The organism is Mesorhizobium sp. WSM4846 (genome assembly GCF_055811415.1).
The window spans coordinates 1-26933 of the sequence record NZ_JBVVPZ010000010.1 but is presented as its reverse complement, the minus strand read 5'-3'; the positions used below and the strand labels follow the sequence as shown (position 1 = coordinate 26933).

At 63.4% G+C, this 26933-nt stretch carries 26 protein-coding genes and 1 pseudogene; 15 read left to right on the top strand and 12 right to left on the bottom strand.

Going from position 1 to position 26933, the window contains the following annotated elements:
* The first annotated feature begins 1 nt into the window (after position 1).
* Complete coding sequence (locus tag AC0L15_RS11550; protein WP_287232416.1) at positions 2-538, top strand: hypothetical protein; 537 nt, start codon at positions 2-4, stop codon at positions 536-538.
* A 64-nt stretch (positions 539-602) separates the two neighbouring features.
* Positions 603-1178 (top strand): HupE/UreJ family protein, encoded by a 576-nt coding sequence (locus AC0L15_RS11545; protein WP_473496362.1) that lies wholly within the window; start codon positions 603-605, stop codon positions 1176-1178.
* Between the two features lie 153 nt (positions 1179-1331).
* Here AC0L15_RS11545 and AC0L15_RS11540 read toward each other — a convergent pair whose 3' ends face one another.
* Positions 1332-2045 (bottom strand): GntR family transcriptional regulator, encoded by a 714-nt coding sequence (locus AC0L15_RS11540; RefSeq protein WP_023800160.1) that lies wholly within the window; start codon positions 2043-2045, stop codon positions 1332-1334.
* Between the two features lie 259 nt (positions 2046-2304).
* On the opposite strand from AC0L15_RS11540, the gene AC0L15_RS11535 reads away from it, so the two are divergent.
* The 7 genes from AC0L15_RS11535 to AC0L15_RS11505 all read left to right on the top strand — a co-directional run bounded on the left by AC0L15_RS11535 (position 2305) and on the right by AC0L15_RS11505 (position 9518).
* Entirely contained in the window at positions 2305-3393 is a 1089-nt protein-coding gene (locus AC0L15_RS11535) for an ABC transporter ATP-binding protein (protein ID WP_287245398.1), read from the top strand.
* Positions 3394-3426: 33 nt separating this feature from the next.
* Positions 3427-4716, top strand: coding sequence for an ABC transporter substrate-binding protein (locus AC0L15_RS11530; RefSeq protein WP_473496361.1), 1290 nt, complete (start codon positions 3427-3429; stop codon positions 4714-4716).
* 223 nt (positions 4717-4939) lie between these two features.
* The gene (locus tag AC0L15_RS11525) at positions 4940-5824 is read left to right on the top strand and encodes an ABC transporter permease (protein WP_287171755.1); all 885 of its coding nucleotides are present in this window, start codon (positions 4940-4942) and stop codon (positions 5822-5824) included.
* A 4-nt stretch (positions 5825-5828) separates the two neighbouring features.
* A complete protein-coding gene (locus AC0L15_RS11520) occupies positions 5829-6647 on the top strand; it encodes an ABC transporter permease (protein WP_128171910.1) in 819 nt (272 codons plus the stop codon).
* A 9-nt stretch (positions 6648-6656) separates the two neighbouring features.
* Complete coding sequence (locus tag AC0L15_RS11515) at positions 6657-7403, top strand: aspartate/glutamate racemase family protein (protein ID WP_287245393.1); 747 nt, start codon at positions 6657-6659, stop codon at positions 7401-7403.
* A gap of 4 nt (positions 7404-7407) precedes the next feature.
* The gene (locus AC0L15_RS11510; RefSeq protein WP_473496360.1) at positions 7408-8238 is read left to right on the top strand and encodes a GNAT family N-acetyltransferase; all 831 of its coding nucleotides are present in this window, start codon (positions 7408-7410) and stop codon (positions 8236-8238) included.
* Positions 8239-8591: 353 nt separating this feature from the next.
* Positions 8592-9518, top strand: coding sequence for a manganese catalase family protein (locus tag AC0L15_RS11505; RefSeq protein ID WP_128171913.1), 927 nt, complete (start codon positions 8592-8594; stop codon positions 9516-9518).
* A 94-nt stretch (positions 9519-9612) separates the two neighbouring features.
* Here the strand turns inward: AC0L15_RS11505 and AC0L15_RS11500 are convergent, their stop codons facing one another.
* Positions 9613-10152, bottom strand: a complete 540-nt coding sequence (locus tag AC0L15_RS11500) for an Lrp/AsnC family transcriptional regulator (RefSeq protein ID WP_123146884.1) — start codon at positions 10150-10152, stop codon at positions 9613-9615.
* Positions 10153-10200: 48 nt separating this feature from the next.
* Here AC0L15_RS11500 and AC0L15_RS11495 point away from each other — a divergent pair, with 48 nt between their 5' ends.
* Both AC0L15_RS11495 and AC0L15_RS11490 read left to right on the top strand, forming a co-directional pair.
* Positions 10201-11379 (top strand): MFS transporter, encoded by a 1179-nt coding sequence (locus tag AC0L15_RS11495; RefSeq protein ID WP_287245385.1) that lies wholly within the window; start codon positions 10201-10203, stop codon positions 11377-11379.
* 125 nt (positions 11380-11504) lie between these two features.
* Complete coding sequence (locus AC0L15_RS11490) at positions 11505-11930, top strand: GNAT family N-acetyltransferase (protein ID WP_128171915.1); 426 nt, start codon at positions 11505-11507, stop codon at positions 11928-11930.
* Here the strand turns inward: AC0L15_RS11490 and AC0L15_RS11485 are convergent, their stop codons facing one another.
* The 3 genes and pseudogenes from AC0L15_RS11485 to murQ form a co-directional block, all read right to left on the bottom strand.
* Positions 11931-13061 carry an anhydro-N-acetylmuramic acid kinase gene (locus tag AC0L15_RS11485; protein ID WP_287245679.1) on the bottom strand — a complete coding sequence of 377 codons (1131 nt, stop codon included), beginning with the start codon at positions 13059-13061 and terminating at the stop codon, positions 11931-11933.
* Positions 13062-13067: 6 nt separating this feature from the next.
* Positions 13068-13195: pseudogene (locus AC0L15_RS11480) on the bottom strand (esterase); the annotation flags it as partial.
* A gap of 34 nt (positions 13196-13229) precedes the next feature.
* Positions 13230-14153, bottom strand: a complete 924-nt coding sequence (gene murQ, locus AC0L15_RS11475; RefSeq protein WP_287245382.1) for an N-acetylmuramic acid 6-phosphate etherase — start codon at positions 14151-14153, stop codon at positions 13230-13232.
* A 171-nt stretch (positions 14154-14324) separates the two neighbouring features.
* Between murQ and AC0L15_RS11470 the strand changes: the two genes are divergently transcribed.
* Positions 14325-15434 (top strand): carbohydrate kinase, encoded by a 1110-nt coding sequence (locus tag AC0L15_RS11470; RefSeq protein WP_287245380.1) that lies wholly within the window; start codon positions 14325-14327, stop codon positions 15432-15434.
* 47 nt (positions 15435-15481) lie between these two features.
* Entirely contained in the window at positions 15482-16408 is a 927-nt protein-coding gene (locus AC0L15_RS11465) for a pseudouridine-5'-phosphate glycosidase (RefSeq protein WP_287245378.1), read from the top strand.
* Here the strand turns inward: AC0L15_RS11465 and AC0L15_RS11460 are convergent.
* The 7 genes from AC0L15_RS11460 to AC0L15_RS11430 form a co-directional block, all read right to left on the bottom strand.
* On the bottom strand, positions 16401-17735 hold the full coding sequence (locus AC0L15_RS11460) for a VWA domain-containing protein (RefSeq protein ID WP_473496359.1): 1335 nt from the start codon (positions 17733-17735) through the stop codon (positions 16401-16403). The genes AC0L15_RS11465 and AC0L15_RS11460 overlap by 8 nt on opposite strands.
* The gene (locus tag AC0L15_RS11455) at positions 17728-19986 is read right to left on the bottom strand and encodes a DUF5682 family protein (RefSeq protein WP_287245374.1); all 2259 of its coding nucleotides are present in this window, start codon (positions 19984-19986) and stop codon (positions 17728-17730) included. The genes AC0L15_RS11460 and AC0L15_RS11455 overlap by 8 nt, the downstream gene beginning before the upstream one ends.
* A gap of 6 nt (positions 19987-19992) precedes the next feature.
* A complete protein-coding gene (locus AC0L15_RS11450; protein ID WP_287245371.1) occupies positions 19993-21072 on the bottom strand; it encodes an ATP-binding protein in 1080 nt (359 codons plus the stop codon).
* Positions 21073-21090: 18 nt separating this feature from the next.
* The gene (locus AC0L15_RS11445) at positions 21091-21663 is read right to left on the bottom strand and encodes a hypothetical protein (RefSeq protein ID WP_473496358.1); all 573 of its coding nucleotides are present in this window, start codon (positions 21661-21663) and stop codon (positions 21091-21093) included.
* A complete protein-coding gene (locus AC0L15_RS11440) occupies positions 21597-22535 on the bottom strand; it encodes a DUF5691 domain-containing protein (RefSeq protein ID WP_473496357.1) in 939 nt (312 codons plus the stop codon). The genes AC0L15_RS11445 and AC0L15_RS11440 overlap by 67 nt, the downstream gene beginning before the upstream one ends.
* Positions 22532-23920: an SWIM zinc finger family protein gene (locus tag AC0L15_RS11435; protein WP_287245366.1), complete on the bottom strand. Its 1389-nt coding sequence runs from the start codon at positions 23918-23920 to the stop codon at positions 22532-22534. The genes AC0L15_RS11440 and AC0L15_RS11435 overlap by 4 nt, the downstream gene beginning before the upstream one ends.
* Positions 23921-24079: 159 nt before the next feature.
* Positions 24080-24358 carry a hypothetical protein gene (locus AC0L15_RS11430; protein WP_287245363.1) on the bottom strand — a complete coding sequence of 93 codons (279 nt, stop codon included), beginning with the start codon at positions 24356-24358 and terminating at the stop codon, positions 24080-24082.
* Positions 24359-24386: 28 nt separating this feature from the next.
* On the opposite strand from AC0L15_RS11430, the gene AC0L15_RS11425 reads away from it, so the two are divergent.
* On the top strand, positions 24387-25346 hold the full coding sequence (locus tag AC0L15_RS11425) for a sugar-binding transcriptional regulator (RefSeq protein WP_287063000.1): 960 nt from the start codon (positions 24387-24389) through the stop codon (positions 25344-25346).
* A gap of 59 nt (positions 25347-25405) precedes the next feature.
* Complete coding sequence (locus AC0L15_RS11420) at positions 25406-26851, top strand: ABC transporter substrate-binding protein (protein WP_287062998.1); 1446 nt, start codon at positions 25406-25408, stop codon at positions 26849-26851.
* Positions 26852-26933: the final 82 nt, after the last annotated feature.

Genomic DNA, 26933 nt, shown 5'->3' with positions numbered 1-26933 from the left:
CATGCACGACGATCATCACCACCACAATCATGGCCATGACGGCGGCCACAATCATCACGGGCCGAACGGTCATCATGACCATCCGCACGCCCCCGGCCACAATGGGCCCGCTGGCAAGCCGCTGCAATGGCAGACGCCGCATCTGCCGGATCAGGCTCACAAGCTGCCGGTCGATCCCGCATCGGTCGACCTCGACCTTGTCGAAACCGCCTTCCTCGAAGGCTTTGCGCGGGCGCCGGACCCATCCAGCTTTCTGCGTCTGGCCGGCATACCCTTTGTCGGCGAGAGGGCCGACGGCGTGCGGCTTCATCTCTTGCGCGTCGAAACCGAGGATCTGGTTGACGTCGGCGCGGTCATGCCGCTCGTCGGCGGCACCGGCGTCGCCTATCACCCGCTGCCGGCGCGCCTGACATCGCACCGCCGCCGCCTCGCTTTCATCTATCACGATGGCGCTGAGCAAAAGCCGCTCGGCTTCGCCGCGGCGCGCGCCCTTGCGGACCGTTCCGCCGCTTCGCAATTCACCGTTCCCGGGCACTGAAACCAGAACCCGTCACTCTCATCGAGCAGGTACAACCATGAAAACATTTGCAAGCATGAAAACAATGGCAAGACTTGGCATCCTTTCAGCTCTCGCCGCCCTCACACCGTCGCTGGCGTTTGCCCATAGCGGCGGCGCTCACGTCCACGGCTTTTTCGCCGGCCTCCAACATCCGCTCCTCGGCATGGACCATCTGCTCGCAATGGTCGCAGTCGGCATCATCGGCGCCCGTGCCGGCGGGCGCAGCATTGTCCTTGTGACGCTGGTCTTTGTCTCGGCCATGGTCGCAGGGGCCTTGCTTGGCATGGCCGGCATCGGCCTGCCTTCGCTTGAAACCGGCATCGCGCTGTCGCTTGTGGTCTTCGGCGCGATGGTCGGCCTCGCCAAGCCGCTGCCGCTGGCCGCCGCCGCGGCGCTGACGGCCCTGTTCGGCCTCTTCCACGGCAACGCCCACGGCCTCGAGATCCCCGGGAACGCCGACAGCATCGCCTACGCCGCTGGCTTCGTGCTCGCCACGTCGATGCTGCATGCGATCGGCATTCTGTCCGCTGTCAAGCTGGCTCGTTGGCCGACGAGGGTCCACACTGCGGGGTTCGCCACCTCGCTGGTTGGAATGGCCATGGCGGCCCAAGCTTTTTGAGACGTAGCGGTCGGCGAACAGAACTGGAAAGCAGATGAGCCAGAAATGGTCGATGAGGCTGCGGCGCATCCGCGATTTGCTGTACCAGATCCTGAAGGTCCGAGCCCAACGGCTTTGAGGGGCGCGGCTTTCGCACCTCGGTCGAAATGAGCGTCAGAATTCGAGCGCCTGCCTGAGCGCCGGACCGCTCCTGACGCGGAGATCGAGGTCGGCCTCGATATGGTCGATGTGGTGCAGCATCAGGGCGCTGGCGCGTTCGGAATTGCCATTTTCCAGCGCCTCCAGGATGTTCATGTGCTCGCTATGGCCGCAGCTCGAGACGCCCGAGCGGCCATAGAGCGCGATCACCAGCGATGACCGCGCCACCAGTTCTTCCATGAAGCGCTGGAGGATCGCGTTTCCGGCAACCGAAGCCAGCAGCAGGTGAAAATCGCCCGAAGCCTTGATTTCCGAGCGTCTTGCATTTGGTCCGCGTTCGGCAATGAAGCGGCCCTCTTCATCGAGCTGCGCCTTGAAGGCAGCGACATGGTCCGGCGTCATCCGCCCGGCTGCGGCAATCGCGATGCCGGGCTCGATGAGCCGGCGCGAAGCGAAGACCTGACGCGCTTCCTCCGGCGACGGGTTGGCGACGAAGGCGCCGCGATTGCGCTCGGTCCGCACCAGGCCTTCGAAGGAGAGCATCTGCAGCGCCGCGCGCGCCACGGTGCGGCTGACATCGAATAAAGTGCCGACCTCGCCTTCCGACAGCTTGGTCCCGGGCGCCAGCCGGCGGTCGACGATCGCGTCACGCAACTGGTCGCGGATCGCCTGGGCGCGATCCTCGTTGGCACTGTCGACAGCAGGGAAAGTCTGGTCGGCTATATTCATGGTGGTGGTCCCTGCGCCTTTCTAACCTGAATCGGGTCGCTTGCACGAGGGCAAAGTGAATACGATGCCGGAAAAGATTGCATACGATTTTTGCGGGAATCGCCGGCGATCGCCTATAATTTGTGCATTCGTAGGCATGCCATTTCGAGGGGCAGCCGGAGGCAATTCTGATTTTCCCAAGGAATCAATCGTTTGAGGCCGATCTAGGGCAACTGGCATGCATGATGCTTTGCTTAAGTTGATTTAGAGAGGAAGCCGGATGTCCAAAGCCGCCGAAATCGACATCGTGTCCGTTTCGAAGATCTATGGCGCTACGACCGCCGTGGAAGACATCAGCTTGAAAATCCCCGCGGGAACCTATTGCTGCCTGCTCGGGCCGTCCGGCTGCGGCAAGACCTCGACGCTGCGCATGATTGCCGGGCATGAAAGCATATCGAGCGGCGACGTGCGTCTCGGCAACACGGTGGTCACCGACTTGCCGCCGGCCAGGCGCGGCACCGCCATGATGTTCCAGTCCTACGCGCTGTTTCCGCATCTCGACCTGGTCGACAATGTTGCGTTCAGCCTCAAGATGAAGGGCGTCGGCAAGGAAGAGCGCCGCGCCAGGGCGCTCGATATGCTGAAGCTGATGCAGATGGAGGGCTACGCCGGCCGCCGCCCGGCGCAGCTTTCGGGCGGACAGCAGCAACGCGTCGCTCTGGCCCGCGCGCTGATCACCGACCCCGAAGCGCTGCTGCTCGACGAGCCGCTATCGGCACTCGATTCATTCCTGAAGATCCGCATGCGGGCGGAATTGAAGAAGCTGCAGACCTCGCTCGGCATCACTTTCGTCCACGTCACCCACAGCCAGGAGGAGGCGATGGCGCTCGCCGACCTGATCGTGGTCATGAATGACGGCCGCATCGAGCAGGCGGCGCATCCACGTACCGTCTTCGAGCGGCCGGCCACTGCGTTTGTCGCCCGTTTCATGGGCGATCACAATGTCGTCTCCGGCCGCGTCAGCGGCAGCCGCGACGGCATGGTTGTCTTCGATGTGCCGGGTGGCGCCTCGCTTGCGGCCAGCGGGCAGGGCAGGGCGATCGGCGAGCCGATCGATATCGCCATTCGCACCGACCACGTGCGGATCGGCGACCCGCCGGCCACCGGGCTCGGCTTCACCGGCATAGCCTCCAATGTCGAGTATCGCGGCTCGACCGTAAAACTCTCGGTCAATGGCGCCGGCATTGAGGATTTTACCGTCATCGTCGACGACACCAGCTTCTTCGCCAAGCCGGTCGCCGTCGGCGACGCGGTGCCGATCGCCTGGGACGCCGAGGACGCGATCGTCCTTGGCCGTCTCGATTCCTGAACCAGAACCACCAATCAAAGCAGGGGAACTGACATGACCAACACCACCGACAAGAAAACAGGAATTTCCCGCCGCTCGCTGCTCAAGACCGGTGCTGCCGCCGTCGGTCTTGCCGCCGGTTCGGGTGCCATCACCGGCTTCCCGACGATCTGGGCGCAGAACCCGATCACGCTGCGCCAATTCGGCACCGGCGTGTCGAACCTCAACGCCATTGCCGACAAGTGCAAGGCCGACCTCGGCATCACCCTGGAAATGACCGCGACCGATTCCGACGCCGCCGCCCAGCGCGCGGTGACCCAGCCGGACAGCTACGACATCGCCGACATCGAATACTGGATCGCCAAGAAGGTGTATCCGTCCGGCGTGATGCAGCCGATGGACGTCAAGAAGCTGAAATATTACGACAAGATCGTGCCGCTGTTCATCACCGGCAAGCTGACGCCCGACAGCGTCATCGCCCAGGGCACCGCGCCGCATACGGTCGGCTTCGTCGAGGCGCAGGACGCCAAGACCTTCGCCAAGCAGCCGACCCAGTGGATGACGATGGTTCCGACCATCTACAACGCCGATACGCTCGGCATCCGCCCCGACCTTGTCGGCCGCGACATCACCACCTGGGCCGACATCATGGATCCGGCCTTCAAGGGCAAGGCCGCCATCCTCAACATCCCGTCGATCGGCATCATGGATGCGGCGATGATCATGGAAGCCATGGGCAACATCAAATATGCCGACAAGGGCAACATGACCACGGAGGAGATCGACAAGACGATCGACTTCCTGATCAAGGCCAAGCAGGACGGCCAGTTCCGGGCGTTCTGGAAATCGTTCGATGAGAGCGTCAATTTGATGGCTTCGGGCGAAGTGGTCATCCAGTCGATGTGGTCGCCGGCCGTCGCTGCGGTGCGCTCCAAGGGCATCGCCTGCAAGTACCAGCCGCTCAAGGAAGGCTATCGCTCGTGGGGCGGCGGCCTTGGCCTGGCGGCGCACCTCAAGGGCGCCGAACTCGACGCCGCCTACGAATACATCAACTGGTACCTGTCCGGCTGGGTCGGCGCCTACCTCAACCGCCAGGGCTACTACTCGGCCGCCATGGATACGGCCAAGCAGTTCATGTCCGAGGACGAATGGGGCTACTGGGTCGACGGCAAGCCGGCCAAGGGCGACATCATGGCGCCGGACGGCAAGATCATGGAGAAGGCAGGCGCGGTGCGTGACGGCGGCTCCTTCGTCGAGCGCATGGGCAAGGTCGCCTGCTGGAACTCGGTCATGGACGAGGACCGCTACATGGTGAGGCGCTGGAACGAATTCATCGCGGCGTAGTGCCTTCTTGCCTTCTCACCTTGTGGGAGAAGGTGGCCGAGCGAAGCTCGGTCGGATGAGGGGTGTTGGACGGATCGCCAACGCTGAGTTTCTTCCAACACCCCTCATCCGTCTTGCCGCTGCGCGCCAATCCACCTTCTCCCACAAGGGGAGAAGGGACGCAGCTCCGGCCGCCTCGCAGCCTACCGAGATATTGATGACAGCAGTGCTCGAACGTCCTGGAATGATCAAGGCCAAACCGGCCAAACGCCGCCGCGTCTCGGTCGCCCGCTTCGTCCCCTACCTCCAGGCGGCGCCGCTGGCGCTGATCCTTGGCGCATTCCTTTTGCTTCCGATCCTGATGATCGCCGTGGTCTCCTTCTGGGATTACGATTTCGCAGCGATGTACCCGGATTTCCTGACCATCAACTACGCCGACACGCTCGGCTCGTGGGTCACCTGGAAAACCTATCTGAACACGCTGAAATACGCCGCCATCGTCTGGGCGCTGACGCTGTTCATCGGCTTCTGGGTCGCCTATTTCCTCGCCTTCCATATCAGGACCTCAGCCATGCAGATGGTGCTGTTCCTGGTCTGCACCGTGCCGTTCCTGACCTCCAACATCATACGCATGATCTCGTGGATTCCGGTGCTTGGCCGCAACGGGCTGGTCAATTCGACGCTGGTTGAGATCGGGCTGATCCCGAGGCCGATCGAATGGCTGCTCTATTCCGAATTCGCCGTGGTGCTGGCCATGGTGCATCTCTACACGCTGTTCATGGTGACGCCGATCTTCAACACGCTGATGCGCATCGACAAATCGCTGATTGAGGCCGCGCGTGACGCCGGCGCGTCCGGCTGGCAGGTGTTGTGGAACGTCGTCATCCCGCTTGCCAAGCCCGGCATGGCGATCGGCACCATCTTTGTCGTCACGCTGGTGATGGCCGACTTTTCGACGGTGCAGGTGATGTCCGGCGGACAGAGCGCCTCCGTCGCGCTGATGATGAAGAACCAGATGTCGCTGCTGCAATATCCGGCAGCCGCCGCCAACGCGGTCGTGCTGCTGGTGCTGGTGCTGCTGATGGTCGCCGGCATCCTGCGCATCGTCGACATTCGCAAGGAGCTATGAGGCGATGAGCCGGGACAAGCGCACCCTTGAATTCTACGTGCTGGCGGCATTCTTCGCCCTTTTCGTGCTGTTTCTCTACGGCCCGCTCTCGGCGATCCTGATCCTGTCCTTCCAGGGCGAGAATGGCGGGCTGACCTTTCCGCTGAACGGCGTTTCGCTGCACTGGTTCGCCAATCTGTTCGAACGCCAGGCGGTCGGTGATTTCGGCGGCAGCTTCAAACGCTCCTTTATCCTTGGCCTGATGGTGATGATCGTCACCGTTGTCGTGTCGCTGCTCGCCGGCCTGGCATTCCGGCAAAAATTTCGCGGCGCCACCGCTCTGTTCTATCTGGCCGTCGCCAGCCTGGTCGTGCCGTCGATCATCATCTCGCTCGGCATCGGCGTCGTCTTCCAGCAGATCGGCTTTCGTCCCGCCTGGTACACGTCTGCCTTCGGGGCGCATCTGACCTGGACCTTGCCTTTCGGCGTGCTGATCATGTTCGCCGTCTTCAACCGGTTTTCGCCGGCCTATGAGGAAGCCGCGCGGGACTTGGGCGCGACCTCCTGGCAGACCTTCGCGCATGTCGTCCTGCCGATGATCGCGCCCAGCCTGATCGGCGTCGGCCTGTTCGGCTTCACCCTGTCCTATGACGAGTTCGCCCGCACGCTGATGACCTCGGGCACCTTCAACACGCTGCCGCTCGAAATCTACGGCATGACGACGAATGTGACGACGCCGGTGCTCTATGCACTGGGCACCGTGACGACGGTATTTTCCTTCCTGGTGATTTTGGCGACGCTCGGCGCAATCGCCTATGTCGGCGGCCGTCGGCCGCGAGCTTGAGAGAACGCAGTGCAGATCCTCGTCGTTAATCCGAACACCACCGCCAGCATGACCGAAACCATTGCAGCGGCGGCGCGGCTCGTGGCCGGCGCCGGAACGGAGATCGCCGCCGTCACCTCGTCGATGGGACCTGTGTCGATCGAAGGCTATTACGACGAGGCGCTTGCCGTGCCTGGCCTGCTGGTCGAGATCGCCGCCGGCGAACGCTCGGGCGCGCAGGCCGCAATCGTCGCCTGTTTCGACGACACCGGCCTCGATGCGGCGCGCGCCATGGCCAACATTCCGGTCATCGGCATCTGCGAGGCAGCGCTCAGCACGGCCTCGTTCATCGCCCAGCGCTTCACCGTCGTCACCACGACCGAGCGCTCGCGCGTGCCGGTCGAAGCGCTGGTGCAGCGCTATGGCATGGCAGGACGGGCACGCGTGCGCGCGGCCGACATTCCGGTTCTTGCGCTCGAAGACCCAACCTCCGATGCGATCCTGAAGCTGCGCGGCGAGATCGCGCGCTCGCTCGACGAGGATCGCGCCGAGGCCATCGTGCTTGGCTGCGCCGGCATGGCCGATCTCGCCGCCGCGCTGCGGCGGGAGTTCGGCGTTCCGGTCATCGACGGCGTCGGCGCCGCGGTCAAGCAGGCCGAGGCACTGATCGCGCTTGGCCTGTCGACGTCCAAGCGTGGCGCCTATGCAAACCCGCTGGCAAAGCCCTATCTTGGCGCATTGAAGTCCTTCGCCCCCGGTACCGTAGCCGCCGAGTGAGGCAATGCGCCGAACGATCAGAACGCTCGCACTTGAAGACGTAAATATCCTTGTCGACTGGGCGGCAGCGGAGGGCTGGAATCCCGGCCTCGGCGATGCCGTGGCGTTTCAGGCGGCGGATCCAGAGGGCTTCATCGGCGCCTTTGTCGATGGCGAGATGGTGGCCGGTATTTCGGCCGTCGCCTATGGCGACGATTTCGGCTTCATCGGCCTCTACATCTGTCGGCCGGACAGGCGCGGTGAGGGCTATGGCAAGGCGGTGTGGGATGCCGGCATGGCGCGGCTCGGCGACCGCACGATCGGCCTCGATGGTGTCGTCGAACAGCAGGCCAACTACCGCAGCATGGGTTTTGCGCCGGTCTACCGGACGATCCGCTTCGTCGGTACGCCGAACGCTCCGGCAGCTGCCGACAGCGATATTTGCGTCATAGGCCCGGAAGCCGATGTCCTGGACTACGACAGCCGGTTCTTTCCCGCTCCGCGGCGATCCTTCCTGGAACACTGGCTGCGCCCGCCGCACGTCGCGCTTGCGATCGTCAGGGATGGCGCCATCAAGGGGTATGGCGTCGCCCGCCGCTGCCGGGACGGCTGCAAGATCGGTCCGCTCTTTGCCAACAGCCTGGACGCGGCAAGCCGCCTGTTCGCGGCGCTCGCCAACGCCTCGGGACCCGGAAATATCCATCTCGACGTCCCCGAGACCAGTGGAAGCTTTGCGGCTTTCCTGTCGTTCGCCGGCCTTCAACCGGGCTTCGAAACGGCTCGAATGTACAAGGGAAAAGCGCCGCAGCTCGCGCAGTTCGGCGTCTTTGCGATCACGACTTTGGAGCTTGGTTGAGACGGCGTCAGCTTTTTGTGCGCAGATCATCGATGCGAAGTTCCACGCCTTTTGGCTGGTCTCCTCGCGAAAAAACGTAAATGCCCAAGGCGATGGACTGCGACAACCAGAGCGCCGACGGCGAGGTACAGATTGTTCTGCCTCATCCAGTCGGTCGCGTGTCATGTGCCATTGGGGTGATGGCACCGCCATGTTCCCGCATGAGCTAAAAAGTTAGCCCGCCTGCATGTGCAGCGTTCAGGTCGCCAACGCATCAATTGGAAAGCCCGGTCGACGGGAGAAATACTCCTCTGAGAGGCGGGAACAATACCGTCGAAGTGCTGTTAGGTCCGTTCCTCTAACGGAGATAGACCATGTTTTTGCGCGTCGACAAGCTTCAGATCGAATTACCGGCACCGGCCCAACAGGATGTCAATGCCGCTTCAGCGCTCCAGGAGTTGCTTGGCGGGAAATACGGAGAAATGTCCACACTCGGTAACTACCTCTTCCAAAGCTTCAATTTCCGATCAAAGAGCAAGTTGAGGCCGTTCTACAGCCTGGTCGCGGCCATCACCGCCGAAGAGCTTGGCCATGTCGAATTGGTCAGCAATGGGGTGTCGATGCTTGCGAACGGTCCTGATGAACCCGGCGCTGACACGGTAGGTCCGACAGATATCACCGGCGCGCCGTTCGATATGATGAAGGACGCAAGACTGGCTGCCGGATTTTTGTCGCATGGTGGTGGCGCCGTGCCGATCGATTCAAATGGCCTGAGCTGGAACAAGGATTTCGTTACAACGACCGGCAACGTCATTTTTGACCTCCTCCACAATTTCCACCTCGAATGCGGAGCCCGCCTTCACAAACTGCGGGTCTACGAAACCTTGTCGGACCCGACCGGACGGGAGGTCTGCGGATATCTGTTGGTAAGGGGATCGGTGCATGCCCACGCCTATGCCCTCGCGCTCAAACAAATAACGGGTGTCGAAATCGAGAAGATGCTTCCAACGCCCAACATTCCGCTGGCAAACATCCCGGAGAGCCAGAAATATCTTGAGGAAGGCTCGCACCGACGCCTTTATACATTCAGTCCCGAAGATTACCGTGAGATAGCTGGGATCTGGGGCAATGGCGAAATGGCTCTCCCGGACGATCCTCCAGGTGAATTGGAGGTTGTCGAAGGAATGCCGGATGGCGGAAAGATCCAGGAGTTGGTGGGAGAGCCATCAGCTTTCACACCGGATTACGCGCCTGAGGAAATGTACGAGATTGCATCCAAGCTTTACAACGCGTCTCGGTAACGAGCCTCGATCGGTTAATGACGATGCCGTCGTTGCAGGCAAAGCCCGCGATCAGGCCGGGCCCAGCCGGACACCGTCCCGACTCGCGCTCCGGCTAATACAGCGGCTTGGCCATGTGCCGGGGCGCCGGCCATTCCGTCGTGATCCCGGGCTGCACCGGCCGCTCGAGATAGGTCGACAGAACCACATAGCTTCGCGTCGAGGTCACGCCAGGCGTTTCGTAAAGCCGCGACAGCAGGCCTTCGAGCGCCCTTGTGTCCTCGGTGCGGACCTTGATCAGCATGCATGTGTCGCCGGCCACCGAATGGATCTCCTCGACTTCGGGATGCTCGGAAATCGCCATCAGTTCGGGGGTCTTTCCCCAGCCCTTGGTGTCGATGTGCACGAAGGCAAGCAGCGGCTTGCGCACCGCCTTGGGATCGATGATCGCCGCAGTGTTGCGAATGGCGCCGCTGCGCCGAAGCCGCTTCACCCGTTCATGCGCGGCCGGCGGCGACAGGCCGACGCGATCACCGAGCTCGGCATAGCTGACCGTGGCGTCGTCGACCAGAACGCCTAATATTTTTCGGTCGGTTGCGTCGACGTCCCGGGCAGCGGGCCTGTTCTGCAGAATGCCATCTGTTTCTTCATCCATGGCGAAATTCCTTGTTGATACAGAACTTAGTACGGCCATTATCGCCTTATGACGAACAGTGATCAAGTCGCAACATTGACGGCAACGCCGCCTATCCCGGCGCTCGCCTATCTCCTCACCGGATGCATCGCGGTGATCGGCTCGAACTCGCTGGTTCTCGGTCCGATAGCACCGGCGGTGGCGGCGTCGTTTGCGACGAGCGTGCCGGCCGTCATGATCGCGTCCGCTGCCTTCGGCCTCGGCACATCGGCAAGCGCCTTGTTCCTGGCCCGCCATATCGATCGGCTCGGCGCCCGCCGCATGCTGCAAGGGGCCTTGCTGCTGCTGGCGGTCGCGCTCCTCGCCAGCGCCGCCGCGCCGACGGTAACGGCGCTGGTTGCAGCCCAGCTTGTCGCCGGCATCGCCGCCGGCGTTGCCATGCCGGCAATCTATGCCAGCGCCGCTGCGATCGCGCCGCCTGGCCGCGAAAGCGGAACCATCGGCGTCGTGCTGACCGGTTGGACCCTGAGCATGGTCGCCGGCGTCTCATTGTCGGCGGTGCTTGCCGACCTCGTCCATTGGCGCGCCGTTTTCGCGGCGGTCGCGGTGCTTGCGGCGCTCGCGTTGACCGACCTTACGCTGACCTCGCTCGGCGATGTCAGGAAAAGCGGCCCGGCGCCGACGCCGCTCGGCGCTTTGGCCGTTCCCGGCATAGTGCCGCTCCTGGTCGCCTGCGGCGCCTTCATGACCGCCTTCTACGGCGTCTATGGTTATCTTGGCGATCACCTTCACAATGGCTTGGGACGGCCGGTCAGCGCCAACGGCTTGGCGGCGCTCGCTTATGGCGCCGGCTTCGGCATGGCGGCACTGCTTGACGGCGTGATCGATCGGCTTGGCGCGCGACGTGTCATGCCGTTCGCCTATCTGCTCGTCGCGGCCGTCTATGTCGCGCTCGCCGCGGCAGGCAGCAGTTTCCATCTGACCATCGCGATGGTCGCAGTCTGGGGCCTTGCCAATCATTTCGGGCTGAACGTCCTGGTGATGCGCCTCTCGGCGCTCGATCCTGCGCGGCGCGGCACGATCATGGGCTTGAACAGCGCGGTGACCTATCTCGCGGTGTTTGTCGGCACCACGGCCTTCGGACCGCTTTATTCCAGCTTCGGCTTTGCGGCATCTGCAATGGTCGCCGCGCTGCTCATGCTGGTTGCCGCTTCGGCGGCGGCGTGGCATTCGCCGCGGCCCGTGTAGTCGCGGAGCCACGCGGCGGCAGCGCTTGCGCTCCCCGCCTTTCCTTCGGTAAATGCAAATGAAAGTGCCACGCGTCCGGAAGCGCTGTATACGGGTATCCGGCTGTGAGCCTGTCTGGACAAGCGATGAACATGACGCTTGAAACCACCGCCGACCCTTCGCCGAAAGAACTCGCTTTTCTCGGGGAGCGGCTCAGCGCGTTCAACGACAGCGAAGTCGGTCCGGCCAACAGGAAGGTGCTCGCCGTGTTCGTGCGCGATGAGCACCGTGCGGTTGTCGGCGGCATCTCGGGATATACCGCCTGGGGCTGGCTCTATGTGCAATGGCTCTGGGTTGATGAGCGACTGCGCGGCCAGCGCATGGCCGGCAGGATGCTGGACGCAGCCGAACAGGAAGCCGTCGCACGCGGCTGTCACGGCGCCTTGATCGACACGTTCAATCCCCAGGCGGTCAACGCCTATGAGCGTCAGGGGTATCGGCTGTTCGGCGCGCTTCCCGATTTTCCCGTCGGCCGCAGCCGCGTCTTCCTGCAGAAGAAACTGCTGGCTTGATCAGCCGGCAAGGCGTCCGCCGCGCATCGGCTGTGGCACACCGGTGGTGGTTGGAAAACTGATCGGCAGGCCCCTGAGCACGCGGACCGCAAGGAAGGCAAAGCACTCCGCCTCGACCGCGTCACCCTTCCAGCCGAGCGCCTCCGCCGGCACCGCTTCGACGCCGGCGCGGCTGGCGAGCATGGCCATGATCGTCGGGTTGTGGCGGCCGCCGCCGCTGACCACCAGCCGCTTCGGCCGGTGCGGCAGGAGGTCGAGCGCCTTGCCGACGGCTGCGGCGGTGAAGGCCGTCAGCAGTGCGGCGCCATCCTCAGCGTTCATCCCATCCGCCATGGCTGCGCCGAAATCGAAGCGGTCCAGTGACTTTGGATAGGGCTTGGCCAGGTAGGGATGTTGCAGGAGCTTGGCCAGCCGCGCCTCGTCCACCGTTCCGGCACGGGCAATCGCGCCGTCGCGGTCCATCTCACCCAAACCCTTCGACTTGATGAAATCGTTCAGCGGCGCATTGGCCGGTCCGGTGTCGAAGGCGATGACATTGTCCTTGCCGTCCCACCAGGTGATGTTGGCGACGCCGCCGAGATTGAGCACCGCCGTGTCGCCGCTGATATCGGCATCGCGCAGCAGCGCAGCGTGATAGGCGGCCGACAGCGGCGCCCCTTGCCCGCCGGCGCGCATGTCGGCCGACCGGAAATCATAGGCGACCTTGGTCCCCAGTATGGCATGCATCAATGCCCCATCGCCGAGCTGGCGGGTCTGGCCGAGTCGGCCGTTTTGCGGGGCGCGATGCAGCACGGTCTGGCCATGGAAGCCGACGACGCCGATATCGGCCATCGTCAGCCCGTAGCTTTCGACCAGGTCCTTGACGGCTGCCGACTGGGCGCGCGTCAGCGCTTCTTCAGCTTCGCAAAAGATCGCCGGTTCCGGCCCGGCAAAATTCCACGCCCTGGCCTCATCCAGCGTCTCCTCCAGCAGCGTCCGGATCGATCCGGGGTAAGGCGCCAGCGTGTAGGTGCCGAAATCCTCGATCCGCTCGCCGTCGGTCTTGATCAGCGCAACATCGATATTGCCGTCCAGCACGGTGCCGGTCATCAGGCCGACGGCCCAGATTGGTTCGCCACTTTTCGCAATCATCACGTGTTAGGCTCCGTTGGCGAGATCGCCGACCGATGGGCGAATCTCGATAATCCCGCTGTCGAAATGATGTGTCGGATGGATCCGTTTGGTGAGCAAGGTCCCCATGCCCTGCCTTTGTCGAAGTCGGTCCATCCTGGATACTGGTATACCGGTATCCAGACAGCTTCACAGCGTCTTTTCGCCGATCGCCTTTCGCAAAAAACCGCCCGCATCGTCGAGCGCCTTGCGCGCCTCTTCGATGCCCATCCCGGTGATCGTCACCAGTATCGCCAGCTTGACGTCCTTGCCGGTCTGGTCGAGCGCCCGTCGTGCCTGCTGCGCTGTGCAGCCGGTCGTCTGCATCACGATCCCGACCGCCCTGGCGACGAGCTTCTTGTTGCCGGGATTAAGGTCGACCATCAGGTTCTGATAGCTCTTGCCGATCCGGATCATGCTGGCTGTCGTCAGCATGTTGAGAACCAGCTTTTGCGCGGTTCCCGACTTCAGCCGGGTCGAGCCGGCGAGAACCTCGGGGCCGACAAGCGGAGAGATGGCAATGTCGGCAATGCCGGCAATGACTGACCTGGGGTTGCAGGAAAGTGCCACCGTCGTTGCTCCGACCTGCCTTGCATAGGTCAAGCCGCCGATGACGTAGGGTGTGCGGCCGCTGACCGCAATGCCGACCACCACATCGTCGGCGGTCAACTTGATGCGCTGCAGTGCCTTCATGCCTTGTTGCGGATCATCCTCGGCGCCTTCCACAGCCCGCACCAGCGCTTTGGGGCCGCCAGCGATCAGGCCGAGCACCATGTCCCCGGGCACGCCGAATGTCGGCGGACACTCCGAGGCGTCGAGGACCCCCAGCCGGCCGCTCGTGCCGGCGCCCATATAGACAAGCCGCGCGCCTTTTTGAAACGCACTAACGATCCGGTCTACCGCGGCAGCAATTTCCGGAATGACCTTCTCGACGGCGGCCGGAACGCCGCTGTCCTCGTCATTGATCATGCGCAGGATATCGATGGTCGGCAGCAGGTCGATATCCATCGTCCTCGGGTTCCGATCCTCGGAAACCAACCGCTCCAGCTCCGACATCAACTCCTGTTCGTTCATCCGCTTGCTTTCAAACGTCTTGCCATCGGCAACAAGTAATGTGATGCGGCGCGAGGCGTTGACCAGTACCAGCGGCTGGCGTCGACAGGCGCGCCATCCAAACAAATGTTGACAACATCATCTGTTGTTGACCAATGTTCAACATTGGGTTGCGCGGGCCGGGGTGAGGCGATGGACGACCTTGGAGCACAGGAACAGGCTGTGCTGGATCTGATCACGGCGAACCCGTTCGCCGGCCAGCAGGATATAGCGACCGCGCTCGGCATTGCCCGCTCGACCGTCGCGGCCCACATCGTGCAACTCGTCAACAAGGGCTACATTCTTGGTCGCGGCTATGTGCTGCCGGCGTCCAAGCGCATGATCTGCATCGGCGGCGCCGTCCTCGACCGCAAGTACCACGCCAGGAAGGATCTGATCTTCGGGACGTCGAACCCGGTCGACGGTTATCGCAGCTTCGGCGGCGTCGCCCGCAACGTCGCCGAGAACCTTGTCCGCCTCGGCGTCGACGTGAGCTTCGTTTCGATTGTCGGCGACGACGAGACCGGCCGCTCGCTGGTGCGGCATCTGCGCGACCTCGGCGCCGACGTCAGCCAGGTCATCACGTCAACGGAGCGGCCAACGGCGGAATATGCGGCGATCCTCGACCTCAACAACGATCTCGTGCTCGGCATCGCCGACATGGAGATCTTCGATCTGTTTTCGCCATCCTGTCTCGACCGTTTCTGGCCGCATCTGGCTTCGGCGAATTGGGTGTTCATCGACTGCAACCTGCCGGCCGCGACGATCGCGGCGCTGATGTCACGCAAGCAGGGCGCGCGCTTCAAGCTCGCCGTCGACACCGTGTCGTCGCCGAAATCGGCGCGCCTGCCGAAGGACCTGACCGGCATCGACCTTTTGTTCACCAACCATGACGAGGCCAATACGATGCTTGGCATCACCGATGCCGACAAGCGGCTAAGGCCGAAAGAGGCTGCGGCGGCGCTGCGCGCGGCCGGCGCCAGCGAGGTGATCGTGACCATGGGCGCGCATGGATTTGCGGTCGCGACCGAAGGCGGCGTGGCAACGATGCGTTCCGTCCCGGCCCGCGCCGTCGACATCACCGGCGCCGGCGACGCGATGATTGCCGGCACCATGTACAAGGTGCTTTCGGGCGATCCCGTGCTCGATGCAGTGCGCACCGGCGCGCTGCTCGCCACGCTGACCACCGAGAGCGAATCCAGCGTCCATCCCGACCTGTCGCCGCGCTTCCTCACCGCCGGCATGTACCGCATTCCCGCCTGAAGCCAGACGACCCTGAACGCGAGCCGAACCCTGAAGGCGAAATAACGATGAAACCTTCCCTTCTCCATCTGAACGACGAAGTCGCGGCAGCACTTCGTGAAGGCCGCGCGGTGGTGGCGCTGGAATCGACGATCATCACCCACGGCATGCCCTATCCAGCCAATCTGGAGACTGCCCGCGGCGTCGAGACCGTGGTGCGCGAGAATGGCGCCGTGCCCGCCACCATCGCGGTGGTCGCCGGCAAGATCAAGGTCGGGCTCGACGACCGCGAGCTGGAGCAGCTGGCAGCGGCAAAGGACGTGGTCAAGGCGTCCGGGCGCGACCTCGCCGCCATTATTGTGGGCGGCGGCTCGGCCGGAACCACGGTTTCGGCGACGATGCGGATCGCTGCATTGGCGGGCATCGGTATTTTCGCGACCGGCGGCGTCGGCGGCGTGCATCGCGGCGCCGAAGCCAGTTTCGATATCTCGGCCGACCTGACCGAACTCGGCCAGACCGGCACGACCGTCGTCTGCGCCGGCGTGAAATCGATCCTCGATATTGCAAAAACGCTGGAATATCTGGAGACCCAGCGCGTGCCGGTGATTGCCTACCAGAGCGACGACTTTCCGGCTTTTTATACGCGCTCCAGCGGACTTAAAGCCGATCACCGCCTCGATACGCCGCAGGACATTGCGCAGGCCATGCTGCTGCACGAGCAGATCGGCTCGGGCACAGGCATCCTCGTCGCCAATCCAATTCCGCAACTGGATGCGCTCGATCCAGCCTTCATCGATGGCACGATCGCCGCGGCGGTGGCGGAAGCCGAAAAACGCGGCATCGGTCGCAAGGAACTGACGCCGTTCCTGCTCGCCCGCATCAACGAGCTTTCGCAGGGCCGCAGCCTGAAGGCCAACATCGCGCTGGTCCGCAACAACGCGGCGCTCGCTGCCCGCATTGCCGTGGCGCATGCGGGATTGAAGGACATTAAATAGCGGAACTGCCGGCCACAATCGCTGACCTGTCCAGCCGCTTTCCAGCCGCGACAGGAGTTCGGCAACCCTCTGGAACATGGGGCTCAGTCGTCCGCACCCTGGGCGCCTCGGTCTCGGCGCGAACCAGCTTGATGTCGGCTCCCGCCGCCCAGGCGCCGATATCCTCGCGGCGCAATGCCGCCGCCATCATGTCCGGAAACAGATCCGGCGTGCAGGCGAAGACCGGAATGCCAAGTGCGGCAACCGAACCTGCCATTGCCGGATCATAGCCGGGCCGGCCTTGGTCGGTCAGTGCCAGAAGCACGACGACATTGACGCCGGATCGAACCAGCGCCGCCAGCCGCCGCAGCAATTCCTGGCCATTGCCGCCCTCGTAGAGGTCGGTGACCAGCACCAGATGCGACTTGGTTGGCCGCTCGATACGGTCGGCGCAATAGGCGACGGCCTGGTTGATATCGGTGCCGCCGCCAAGCTGCACGCCGAACAGCACTTCGACGGGATCGCTGAGTTCTTCGGTAAGGTCGACGATGGCCGTATCGAAACAGACGAGCTTGGTGCGCACGACCGGCAGCGAGGCCATCACTGCCGCGAAGATCGAGGCGTAGACGACCGAGCTTGCCATCGAGCCGGACTGGTCGACGCAGAGAACGACTTCGTCAAGGTCGACTAGCCGACGCTGCTTGCGCATGAAACCAACCAGCTTCTCCGGCACGATAGTTTTGTGCTCGGGCTGGTAGTGGCGAAGGTTCGCCGAGATGGTGCGCTGCCAGTCGATTTCGCGCGCACGCGGACGGTTGGTGCGCTTCGATCGGTCGAGCGCGCCGCGTATCGCCTCGGCGGTTTTCTGCTCCAGCTTCTGCATCAGCTTGGCGACGATGTCGGCGATGATCGTGCGTGCGATGTCCTTGGTCTTGGCCGGCATGACCGAACGCAGCGAAATCAGGTCGGCGACCAGGTTGACGTCCGCCTCGATCGCCTTGAGGAACTCCGGCTCCATCAGCATCTGCTTCAGGTCCAGCCGTTCGAAAGCGTCCTTCTGGACGATCTGAACGACCTGCGCGGGAAAGAAGGAGCGAATGTCCCCCATCCATTGCGCAACGCGCGGTGCCGAGCGGCCAAGCCCGCCACGCCGCTTGCGCGGGTCACTGGCCGCCGCGCTGGCACCATCGCCGTAGAGAGCATCGAGTGCCGCCGAAAGTCGTTTGTCGTCGCTGGAAAGTGCCGCCGACGCCTCGTCATCGGCGCCGATCGCCAGGCGCCAGCGGCGCTCCCTTCCGGCATCTGCAGTGAGTCGGCCGGGCCCGTTCATTTCGCCCTCGTCATCCATTGCCGCTTCCTCCCCTCAGCAATGGTCCAAGCCGTTCCAGATGTCGGCGCCATGCCTCGCCGCCATCCGGCGTCGGCGTCAGGCCAGCCGGCAAGCGCGCGGCACGGCCGAGAACCGCTTCGATCAGTCGCCGGCGCTCCATGCTGTCCAGATTGGAAAAGACGCGGCGCAGCAACGGCAGGTGCGCGATGAAAGCATCTTCGTCGAGAGATTTGAGCCAGGAATCGACCGCGCTGCGGAGACCTTCGTCATAGATCAGCCGTTGACCCGCTGTGCTGAAGAAGCCCTCGAAGAACCTCGCCGCCTCGGCGACTGGCGTGCCCGGCGACAGGCGTCGCCCGAGCAGCTCGGCTGCGGCTTCGGCGGACAGGCGGCCGGCCTCGTAGAGCAGGTGCGCGGCGCATCCGGCCAATAGCGCCGTCGCCCGCGACCCCTCGAGAACGGCAGCCAGCCCGTTGCGCCATCCGTTCAGCACGTCTTCCCCGGGCTCGACCAGCCTGATTGCCTCATCGGCCTTGCGCATCGCTCTAGCCAGCGTCGCGGCGGCCTGCTCATCCAGGTCGCGTGCCGCATAGGGAAGCGCGATCGCACCTTCGACGATCAGCCGCTCCATGAGGCCGGAAAGCCGGTTCGTCTCGGTTTTGCGCGCCTCGCCGTAGCGGATGATGTCGGCGAGCGGCGGCACCGAGGCCAGAATCTCCAGGCATTCGCTGCTGCGCGCCGCGCGCGCCTCCAGGGCCGTGAGACCGGCGGTCGATGCTTCCGACAGGCCTGCCGTGATGGCGCCCTGGACCAGTGCCGCAAGCGTATCGAGGGTTGCTGCGGCTTCGATCATCTGTATCAGGCGGCCGTTGGCAGCCTTTTCGATGGTCGGCCCGTAGATCAGGTTCTCCACCAGGCGAACGGCATATTCCGGCTCCCAGGCCAGGGTCCACCGCTCGCGGAACGTGCCACGGCTGCGACCGGCGTCCGTCAACCTGCCCCAATGCACACCAAGCACGTTCAGCCGATGCAGCAATGTCGAACGAAACAGACCGCTGTCGCTTCGCAGGTCGACGGATAGTTCCCGCTCCAGCGCTTCAGGTTTCAGCCGCGCCGCCTTCTGGTTGCGCTGCAGATCCTCGATCAACGGCGCCAACGGCGTGTCGGATGGAATTTCGCCGACGTCCGCACCTAGAAGCAGCTCGGCCTCGACCACGGCCCACAGCAACGCTTCGCCATTGAACAGAGCCGCAATTGCGGCGTCGCGCAATTCCTCAAACCCGGGTTTCGGCCGCTCGCGAATCGCGGCGAGCGTGCGGGCGAGCCGCTCCGCTTCGATCAGCGAAGCAGTCGAGACCAGGTGACCCTTCACCCGCAGCACCGCTGCAATCATTGCAAGCCACAAGGTTGCTGCATCGCGCCGGCCGCGCGTGCGCCAGAGATGCTTGCACCAGCCGGGTGCGAGGACGCCCGCGCCATAGCCGTAGCCCAGCGCCAGACGCGGTCCCGTCCACGGCGCCCATGTCATCGTGCTCTTGCGCCTTGCAATCCCCTTAAGCAGGGCTTGATCGTTTTTCTGCATGTGTGTCGCCTGCAGTGCCGGCACATGCCACGCCCCGCAGACGACGGCGATAGGTCCGTCGAATTCCTTGCGCGCCGCAGCGATTTCGAGCCGCATATGCGCTTCGCGCTGGGCCTCGAACTGCGCGATCGAGCCTTCACCATCCCTCAGCGTTATCATCGCGTCGGAGATGGCGGCGAATATGGGGCCTGGTTCCGGATTCTGCTCGATGATGTCCGACCACCAGCTTTCGCCATCCTCATAGCCGGCGGCGCGGGCCAGCGTGCCTATCGGATCACGCCGATGCGGAGCCACATCATCACGCTTGCTTGACTCCTTCGCATCGTCAGCATCGTCTTTTTCCGCGCCGTCGACCGCCGCTTCCGAGAAGCGCGCCGACGACGGCAGGTCGATGAAGCGCAACGCCGCCTTGTTGTCCACGGCCCAAAGGACCGCCTGATATTCCGGCGAGAACTCGGCGAATGGCCAGAAGCTTGTCGAAGCCGGATCCTCCTCCGGATAGCAAAGCAGTGCTACCGGCGGCTGCATCTCCGGGCGGGCCAGCAACGGCAGCAGCGCGGAGGCATCGATAGGCCCCTCGATCAGCACGGCGACCGGCTGCAAATCCTGCAATGCCTGCACAAGGCTGTCGGCGGAACCCGGCCCGTGATGGCGTATGCCGAAATAGGCGACGTCGCTGTGCCCCATGGCGCGTCAGATCGCTGCGTTCAAGGCCGCATAGTAGCCGGCGTAGTCAGGCCGCTTCTTGAGCACTGTTTCCAGATATTCTTCCAGCACTGCCTTGTCCTGGACCGGGTCTTTCACGATCGCCCCGACAAGGCTGGCGGCGAGACCTTCGGCGCCGAGCTTGCCGCTGTCGAACCACGCCGCCTGGCTCAGACCGCCAACCATCGTCGCGATCGCCTCGGCGGTCGACAGCGAGCCCGAGGGCGTCTTCAGCGTCACCTTGCCGTCGGCGGTCGCACCGGACCGCAATTCACGGAAGATGGTCAATACCCGGGCTATCTCCTCGCCGACATTTTTCGCCACCGGCAGGTCGAGCCCGCCGGCCATCTCGTCGACCCGCTTGGAGACGATCGCCACCTCTTCAGCCATGTCTTCCGGCAATGGCAGCACCACGACATTGAAGCGACGCTTGAGTGCCGAGGAGAGTTCATTCACACCCTTGTCCCGATTGTTTGCCGTGGCAATGATGTTGAAGCCGCGCTGGGCATAGATCGATGTGTTCAATTCCGGGATCGGCATCATCTTTTCGGAAAGTACGGTGATCAGCGTGTCCTGCACATCCGAGCCCATGCGCGTCAGTTCCTCGAGCCGGCAGAGCTTGCCGGTCTGCATGGCGCGGTACAGCGGCGTCGGCACCAATGCTTCCTGGCTCGGGCCCTTTGCCAGAAGTTGCGCATAGTTCCAGCCATAGCGGATCTGGTTCTCGTCGGTACCGGCCGTGCACTGCACGATCAGCGTCGAGTCGCCCATGATGGCGGCGGCCAGATGTTCCGACACCCAGGACTTGGCCGTTCCGGGAACGCCGAGCAGCAGCAGTGCGCGGTCGGTGGCGAGCGTTGCCACCGCGGTCTCCATCAGTCGGCGGCGACCGACATATTTTGGCGTTACCGGCGTGCCGTCACCGGCCTTCCCGCCCAGCAGATAAGTCAGCACAGCTTGTGGCGAGAGGCTCCAGCCGGCAGGCTTTTGCCTGTCGTCACCGCGCGCCAGCGCCTGCAATTCAGAGGCATAGGCCTGCTCGACCGGGAGACGGATGGCAGCGTTCATATGAATTCTCCGGATTGATCATGTGTCGGTTCTAGACTGATGTTCGGCCAGCGCCGCGTTGAGACGCAGGACACTGAGTGATGGGGCTGCGGGCGGCATGCCGGCTGCGACGACCTCGTCGATCAATTTTGCTGCCGTGGTCGCCGTGGCAAGGAAGCAGATCGTTTCCAGTATATGGTCGGCGCCTCGGCGCATGGCGTCGTCGGTTCCCGCAACGGCGGAACGCAGCGCCGCAACAGCCGACCCATTCGAAAGATCGTCCCATTCCAGCCAGCCAGCATCAATGCCTTCCGCCAGATTGATCGCGTTGAGGTAATTCGCTTGCTTGAGGATCAGCCGGACGAGGGCTCGTTTTCTGCGACTGTCCAGGCGCGGCGTGAGGTGCAGTACGAACAGCGCTGGCTTGCCGCCATCGGCGACAAGTGCGTCGGCCATATGCGTCACCGCGGCGTCGCTCCCCGAAGCGGCGACCATTCGTGCGATCAGGATGTCGGCATTGTTGTCGGCGCCGAATTGCCAGGCGCCTATGAACTCAGGTTCGGTAGCACTGAACCGCGCGGCCAGGTCGACGAGATTGCAGGTCTCGAACAAATGGCGCGACGCGTTTCCTGCGCCGGCGATTTCAACTTCGCCGGCGTGTAGATGCTGCGGCGGCGGATGAAGCCGGATTTGCCTTCGCTGATGAAAGCGGCGAGTTCAGCTGCGGGATCACCCGGTCCGCCAGCGTCTGAACGGCCGTGCTCTCCCAACCTTGCCAGCAGCCGGCCAGCCAGTTCGCGCACCTTGCCGGACCTGTCGGCGGAGAGGCTTTTAAGGAACGGCGCGTCCTCAGGATTCAGGCCGAAGCGCATGAGCTCGACGAGCGCAAGCCTGACCTCGGCGGGCTCGCCCGACGCCTTGGCCTCGATCAGCAGTCGAGCCGAAGCCGGTTCACTGCGGCGCGCGTCTGCCAGCGCGATGCGTCGCGCGGCGGGATAGAACTCATCCCAATTTTCCGCCGTCAGTTTCTCTTGCGGGGCATGTCTCTCCCCGTCCACGCTTGCTTGCCAGTCGATCCAGGGGGCGTAGACGTCCGGACTGTTCTGATCCGACGCGACGGGCATCCAGTCCATCGGATGGAGCACAAAGCCGCGGCTGGCGACAAGCGTCACCACGCGCGTCTTGCGTCGCGCGTCGACGGCATGTTTCAGAGCGGCTCTCAACAGCGGCCGCAACCACTCCGGCAGCATCGGGAGCGCAAGCCTGGGCAGCGGCGGCCGGCGCTTGAGCGTCTTCGGCGCCGCCGGCCGCAGGGCGACGTCGAGCGCTTGTGCTGCGATTGCCAGGAGCCGGCGCTCCTGCTCGTCGGGACTTGCACCGCCGGCGATCGTCTTCCAGGCGGTCGGAGCCAGATCGAAGGTGGCTCCGCCGGTGATCCAGCAATCGCGCATTGTCGCCAGGCCTGTTTGCTCGCCCTCGTTCACGACAGGTCAAGCCTCCCGAATCCGCTTTGAGCCGCCAGAAGGTCAAGCCGGGCGCCATCCCAGAGCGCTGCCGTGGCCGCAAGGTCGAGGCCGAGCAATGTTTGATTGACAGCGCCTGCGATCGGCAAGGCGATCCCTTGCGGATCATCCGCGGCCTGCCACCAGCCTGTGCCGCGGTCATCGACCAGGATCGCACCAGGCGGCAGTATGAGAGGACAATCGGTAATCCAAGGCGCAGCATCCTGATAGGAAGCATGCGTGGCGAGTGGGTCCTTTGCAGCGCCAAAGCTGAAATCAGGCCACGCGCCGGACGTCACTTCACCCATGCGTTCTGCCACCAGTGCGCGCAGCGGCTTGCGTGATGGATAGAAGACCAGCCGGGCATCGAAACGATCGCCCGGCGCAAAAGCGTTGGACCGGCGTCCGGCAGAAGCCGGAAAATAATCGAGCAGCACGGCAAATTCCGGGGTAGCGCACTTCAGATCGAGCAGCCAGGTCGAATGGCTGACGAGACCGTCACGGCGGCTCTCGATCTTCTCGCCCAGAACCTCCCAGAAGCTTTCGACCTGTCTTGCATCCGGATTGGCCAGAACCTGTTCGCGGGTTTCAGAGGTCGATACGAGGCGCTTCAGCTCTGGGTCGTCGGGCGACGCCCGCCATGCCTTGGCCAGCAGCACAAGCTTGCCAAGCTCACGGATCGCCGCATCCGGTTTTTCTTCGCTGCGCAGCGCCATCAGCCGCGAAGGGATCTCGTCGATGCGACCGGCAAGCGCGGTTGCCTTCATGTCGACCAGCCGCGCGGCAATCCGGCGGCAACGGTCGCTGCTGCCGTCGACAAACCCGGAAAGACCAAGCCGCAACTGGTCGGCGATCCATTGATCGAGTTCATCGAGCGCCGCCGACACTGCTTGTCGTGTGTCTTCCGCCCGCTTGCGCTGCGCAGCCTCACGACGCTCCACCGCCGCACCGTCTTCGACGGCGGCGCTGTCGTCCGTCCGTGCAGCCTCATCAATGCTTTTGGCTGCCACACCAACTATCGGTTGCGCTGGCGGTGGCGTCGTCTTCCTGCGCCGGCCAAGCCAGTCATTCACCCATTCAGGCGAGGATTCAGCGGCTGCAAAACTGGCTGGCGCGGTGGCGGCAATCCACATCAGCGCCAGCGTGTGCTTGCACGGGAATTTTCGCGACGGGCAGGTGCATTTGTAGCCGTGATCGCCGGTGTCGACCACCACCCGATATGGATTGGAGCCGGAGCCCTGGCATTCACCCCAGATGAGCGCCTGGGGCTCATGCTTTTCGAGCCGCGGCCAGTTCGATCGTTTGGTCAGCTTGGAGGCGGCGCTCAGCGACGCCTGATCGGGAGCAAGCGCCTCAATGGTCCTCAAATCGAATTCCAAGCCGCGCCCCTCGTGACTCGAACCAAACACCTGTCGGAAGGATAGATAGCCGTTCGTGAAGAATTATTGTAGCTCTCGCAATGTGAAGATCGATACTTCTCGGCCCCTGTCCTCCTTGCCCGAATTCGCCTGATCCGCAAGCGAGCTCTACCGCCATTCGGCGGGCAGAGCATTTTCAGCAAATCGGCGGTTGGCGTCGGTCAGCCCAGTTATGCGCTCATTGAACGGGAGCAGGCCTTTGCGGCCATGCAACTGGTTCGCTTGGAGCGAGCCGTTCAGCCTTTGCCCTTCAGGTCGACAGGCATGGCATTTCAGACTGGCACCGCCCTGCACGATGGCTGCTTCAGCAGGCCTTTTTTGCCCTCTCAAGGTGATTTGAACGCTGCGGCGCTTGACTCTTGCGGCACCTTGTGAAAAATTTTGCATCAACTGATAAAAATATCTTAGGGCGGAAATGGTTGGTTTTGGAAACGGCCTCCTGCGCGACGATGAAACCAGTATGGCGACGCGCGCCGCCTGGCTTCATTATGCTGGCGGGCTGACCCAGTCGGAGGTTGCCAAGCGGCTTGGCCTGACCAGCCTCAAGGCGCATCGCCTCATCACCAAGGCCAATCAGGAAGGTCTGGTCAAAGTCTATATCGACGGCGAAGTGTCGGAATGCGTCGCGCTTGAAGACGATTTGTCCGGCCGCTACGGCCTCGATTATTGCGAGGTCGTTCCCGACTTCGATGGCGAGGACCTGCCGCTCAAGGCGCTCGGCATTGCCGGCGCGCAGTTCCTCAAGCGTGAGATCGAACGCGGCGAGGACACGCTGATCGGCGTCGGTCATGGCCGCACGCTCGCCGCCTGCGTCGAATATCTGCCGCGCATATCGGCCGAGAAGACCCGCTTCGTCTCATTGCTCGGCGGCCTGACGCGCAAGTTCTCGGCCAATCCGCACGACGTCATTCACCGCCTGGCCGAACGGACCGGTGCCGAAGCCTATGTGATGCCGGTGCCGATGTTCGCCAACACGGTCGAGGATCGAACCGTGCTGCTCGGGCAGAAGGGCATCAGCGAGGTTTTCGATCTCGGCAAGGCCGCTGACCTGCTCATCGCCGGCATCGGCACTGCCGAGCGCGAGGCGTCGCTGGTCGCCACCGGTATGATCGAGAAGGGCGAAATGGAGGAGATCCGCCGCAACGGCGGTGTCGGCGAACTGCTCGGGCATTTCTTCGATGACGCTGGAAAGGCGGTCGAGACGACGCTTTCCAACCGGGCGCTGGCGCTGGCCCGCGAAGACATCAGCAATCGCAGGATTGTCGCCGTTGCCGGCGGCAAGGTGAAGGTTCGTGCCATCAAATCGGTGTTGGAGGGCCGCTATCTCAAGGGCCTGGTCACCGATGAGCGGACGGCGCGAAAACTCGTGGAGTAGACGCCGGTCGGGTAGCCGGCAGCCATTCGATTGAAACTACCCTATGGAGGAGAAGACAAATGCATGAGAAAGAGAAAGACCTGATCGACGCGTTCCTGCGCGGACAAGTTGATCGTCGTGGGCTGATCAAAGGCCTTGGCGCAATGGGCCTTGCCGCCGGCACGGCCGGAACGCTGCTCAATCTGGGGCAGACCCAGGCGCTGGCGGCGGATTTCGACTGGCAGGCGCACAAGGGCAAGACCATCAAGCTTCTGCTCAACAAGCATCCATACGCCGATGCGATGATCGCCAACCTCGAAAACTTCAAGAAGTTGACCGGCATGGAAGTCGTCTACGACGTCTTTCCGGAAGACGTCTATTTCGACAAGGTCACCGCTGCGCTGTCGGCCAGCTCGCCTGAATACGATGCCTTCATGACCGGCGCTTACATGACCTGGACCTACGGCCCGGCCGGCTGGATCACCGACCTTAACGAGTGGATCAAGGATCCGACCAAGACCAATGTGAACTATGCCTGGGACGACTTCCTGCCCGGTGTCAGGAAGTCCTGCGCCTGGAATGGCCAGCCCGGCGGTGTGCTCGGTTCCGACGACGCCAAGCAGTGGTGCATTCCGTGGGGCTTCGAACAGAACAACATCACCTACAACAAGGGTATGTTCGACAAGGTCGGGGTCAGCGTTCCCGGCAATATGGACGAGATGGTCGCTACGGCGGCCAAGCTGACCAAGGATGTCGGCGGCGGCGTCTACGGCATCGGCGTGCGCGGTTCACGCTCCTGGGCGACGATCCATCCCGGCTTCCTGTCGGCCTACGCCAACTTTGACCAGAAGGACCTGAACGTCTCGGCCGACGGCAAATTGTCGGCCGCGATGAACACCGCCGAATCCAAGGCCTTCCACAAGCAATGGGTCCAGATGATCCAGGAGAGCGGCCCCAAGGACTGGTCGACCTACACCTGGTATCAGGTCGGTACCGACCTTGGCGCCGGCGCCTCGGCGATGATCTTCGACGCCGACATCCTCGGCTACTTCATGAATGGCGGCGACAACAAGATGGCCGGCAAGCTCGCCTTCTCGGCCTTCAAGGCCAATCCCGCCGCCAAAGCGCCGACGCCCAACATCTGGATCTGGTCGCTGTCGATGTCCAACTTCTCCAAGGACAAGGATGCCACCTGGTACTTCATGCAATGGGCATCCGGGCCCGAGCATGCATTGTTCGGTGCGACCAAGATGGACTTCGTCAATCCGGTGCGTCAGTCGGTCTGGAACGACCAGATGTTCCGCGAGAAGCTGAACAAGAGCTATCCGGGCTATGTCGAGATGTTCGACGTTTCGGCGCCCGGCGCCAGCATCAAGTTCACGCCGCAGCCGCTGTTCTTCGATCTCACCACCGAATGGGCGGCGACGCTGCAGAAGATGGTGGCCAAGGAAGTGCCGGTCGATGAAGGCCTCGACATGCTGGCCACCAGCGTCGACGGCCAGCTCAAGGAAGCCGGGCTCGGCTGAGTCCTGGCGGGGGGGGGGGGGGGGGGGGGGGGGGGGGGGGGGGGGGGGGGGGGGGGGGGGGGGGGGGGGGGGGGGGGGGGGG